The following is a 2,881-nucleotide window of genomic DNA, read 5'->3' as shown; positions in this document are numbered from 1 at the left end:
TGAACTTCAAGCAGCTGTTCTTCAGTTCTGAATCTTCGCTGACTTTCTGTATTCCAGGCTAATTGAAACTCACTTTGTAACTTTTGATCGCGTAAAAATATATCAAGGTGCTTAGCCAGAATATTTTTCAAAGTAAATCTTTTAAGATTTACAGAGTCATTTGTATTATTAAGTAAGGCAAAAACATTGCTGATGTTATTACTAAGTGAGAATTTGATGCGAGCATACTCATACAATTTATTAAGCGTAGATGAATCCGGTATTTTGTCATCTATAAAATATCGCTCAAGATTTTCAGCTGTTTCTTTTGCATTGGTACAGCGCCCTGAGAAATTAAATTCAGCTGCTCGTTCAACATTTTCTGGTGTAATCCATCCTGGACCGCCAAAGCGATCATAACAAAAAACTGGAATTTTAAGACCGAGCGAATATTGAACAGTTTTTCCGATTGAGATGCACGCCCGGTAGTTTATCATGTCTTCGGCTGAAACTTTTTTATGTAAATGACCGACGCCAAAAATATCTACTTGCCACTCATTATTACGCAAGCGTTCTGCAAGCTCTAAAACTTCATCAGGTAAATGATTAGAGACAATGATGAGTTTATTTTCCTTTATTTCAACAGGTTCGATTCTCCAAAAGCTCTCAGGTATTGAGTTTGGCAGAACGGTAACTCTTGAAGAGTAGTCAGGAAACTGATCACAAAAAAAACGCTCATTTTCAATTGAATTAGTTGTAAATAAACTAATTTGACAAACTTCTACGGGCGGTGACTCAAGTGGTTCAAAATGCGATAGCGATGAAAATATTGTTTTTTTTGTTTGATAATCAAAGTGCGTAAATAATGCGTAATAAGCTGGCGGGTGTAAGACCCATATCAGATCCCACTCAGTTTTAATTAATTTTTCATCATCGAAAGTTGAAACGGTTATCCCTGCGGCATAACATTCTGTTGATAGCAGAGATGTCTTTTCAAAACTGGCAATTGAAACTTCATTTCCCTGACGTATAAATTCTTCTGCATATTCGAAAACAGTAATCTCAGAGCCAGCAAGATCCTTAAATCTTGATGTTGCAATTAGTATTTTCATCAATCAAAATTCGGTGGTTGCATTAGCAAATAACTCCTGACCCCAAGGTAAGAGAGGTCGACCGAAGTCAGACTGGCTGTGAAGTGCTTTACCTTTCCGCGCACTCCATTTTTTTCCATAAGGATCCCATGGGAAATTTTCCACATAATAATTACAAGTTTCTTCCCAATGCTCATATGATAAGCTTTTACCATAGTGCTGGCAGTAAAATTTCACAATCTCAGTAGTAACACAAGACGGTTCCCTTGCATCAAGTCCCTTATACACGATATGTGATTTATTTTGCCAAAGCATTAAAATGTTACGGCATTCTGGGCCAAAATACTTCCGAAAATCCATCATTTTTAAATCTTGCCTGAAAGGCTCATCGTTGCCCGCGGTCATGTAAGCATCAAATAACTGTATTCTTACACCTTCAGGTTTCTCAGCTACATCCTGCTCTACATATGACTTGATGTCTCCTATGTAACGCTCATCAGCATCGCAACACATGCACCATTTGAAACTAAGATAGCGATTTGCGAGCTCCAGCAACAGGCCACGATGGCGTGTTTCTGATAGCAAGCGATTGTCAGTGCCTTTTCTCCAAAGATTATTTTCCACAATCAGGAATACACTGGGATGAGATTTCAAAATTTCTCGGGTATTATCATCGCTACAGTCGTCATATACGCATATATAATCAGCAAATTCACTAATATGATCAAGCGTATCCTTAAGCACCAATTCTTCATTACGTATACGCATCAGGACAATCAGATTGTGCTTGCGAGTAATATTTATATCACCCTTCCTGAACCATAGCGTCTCATGCTCGTCGATTTGCCAGTTCATACACCTTCCCATTCATGCTCGCATCGGAGAACACCATCAACTTTAGCCAGCCCTGAACTATTACGTTCCATTTTTATTTTAAAACTGGAGATATATTCCAGTTTATCGTATGGAAACATTCCTAATTCATCAGACACTGAAGCGGTGATATGATATTCACCTGGACCAAAATGATTATTAAGGATTTTGAGATTAATTTCATCTCGTTTACCCGTCATTATAACTTCGTCTCGCAAGGTATTTAGTATTGATATGACATTGCCTTTCATATCATAGATAATAATTCCGATGCCATATTTTAAATTATCATCACTGAAAGATAGCCTGAATGAGAGTAAAATATCCTCCCCCATCTCATACAGCTTTTTACTACACGTCACTTCGTGCAACTGTATTTTTTTATCATCATCATGCTGAAGTGGTAAGTTAGTTGCTGATCCTGCTGATTTTGGCAGTGTAATTTTCCCTTCTGTTTCCTGCTGATAGGCGTCGCAAACATCAAGTCGCTCACCAATCATTCTGATTTGCCCCTTCTCTACCCAAACAGCTTTATCGCAAAAATTCCTGACTGCTGATAAGGAATGAGAAACAAACAGAATTGAAGTTCCCATATCCCGAATTTCTTTCATTTTACTGAAGGATTTTTCCTGAAAAGCCATATCGCCAACGCTGAGTGCTTCATCAACGATTAGAATATCAGGGTTCACCTGGACAGCCACTGAAAAAGCCAGTCTGGCAATCATACCGCTTGAATAAGTTTTGACGGGTTGATCCATAAAATCCTTAATATCAGCGAAATCAACAATGTCCTGATATTTAAGATCTATTTCTTTCTTAGACAGTCCCAATACTGCGGCATTTAAGTAAACATTCTCTTTACCCGTAAAGTCCATATTAAAGCCTGAACCGAGTTCGAGAAGTGCTGCTATTCGGCCATTTACCGTTACCCGCCCTTC

3 protein-coding genes are annotated in these 2,881 nt (G+C 38.3%); all 3 read right to left on the bottom strand.

Features of this window, described 5'->3' with window-relative positions; all coding sequences use genetic code 11:
* A partial coding sequence (locus FJW00_RS00155) for a hypothetical protein (RefSeq protein WP_140922690.1) occupies positions 1-1,091 on the bottom strand: 1,091 nt, incomplete at its 3' end.
* Positions 1,092-1,094: 3 nt separating this feature from the next.
* Positions 1,095-1,925, bottom strand: coding sequence for a glycosyltransferase family 2 protein (locus FJW00_RS00150; protein WP_181405326.1), 831 nt, complete (start codon positions 1,923-1,925; stop codon positions 1,095-1,097).
* The coding region (locus tag FJW00_RS00145) for an ABC transporter ATP-binding protein (RefSeq protein ID WP_140922686.1) at positions 1,922-2,881 on the bottom strand (960 nt) is incomplete at its 5' end. The genes FJW00_RS00150 and FJW00_RS00145, both read right to left, overlap by 4 nt.

This window comes from Pantoea anthophila, assembly GCF_006494375.1.
GTDB lineage: Bacteria > Pseudomonadota > Gammaproteobacteria > Enterobacterales > Enterobacteriaceae > Pantoea > Pantoea anthophila.
Note: the sequence above shows the minus strand (reverse complement) of the source record. Positions and strands in the feature narration are given on the sequence as shown.

Bases quoted from the DNA above. Each gene is read 5' to 3' on its own strand.
- FJW00_RS00150 (WP_181405326.1), bottom strand. From the start codon at position 1,925: ATGAACTGGCAAATCGACGAGCATGAGACGCTATGGTTCAGGAAGGGT.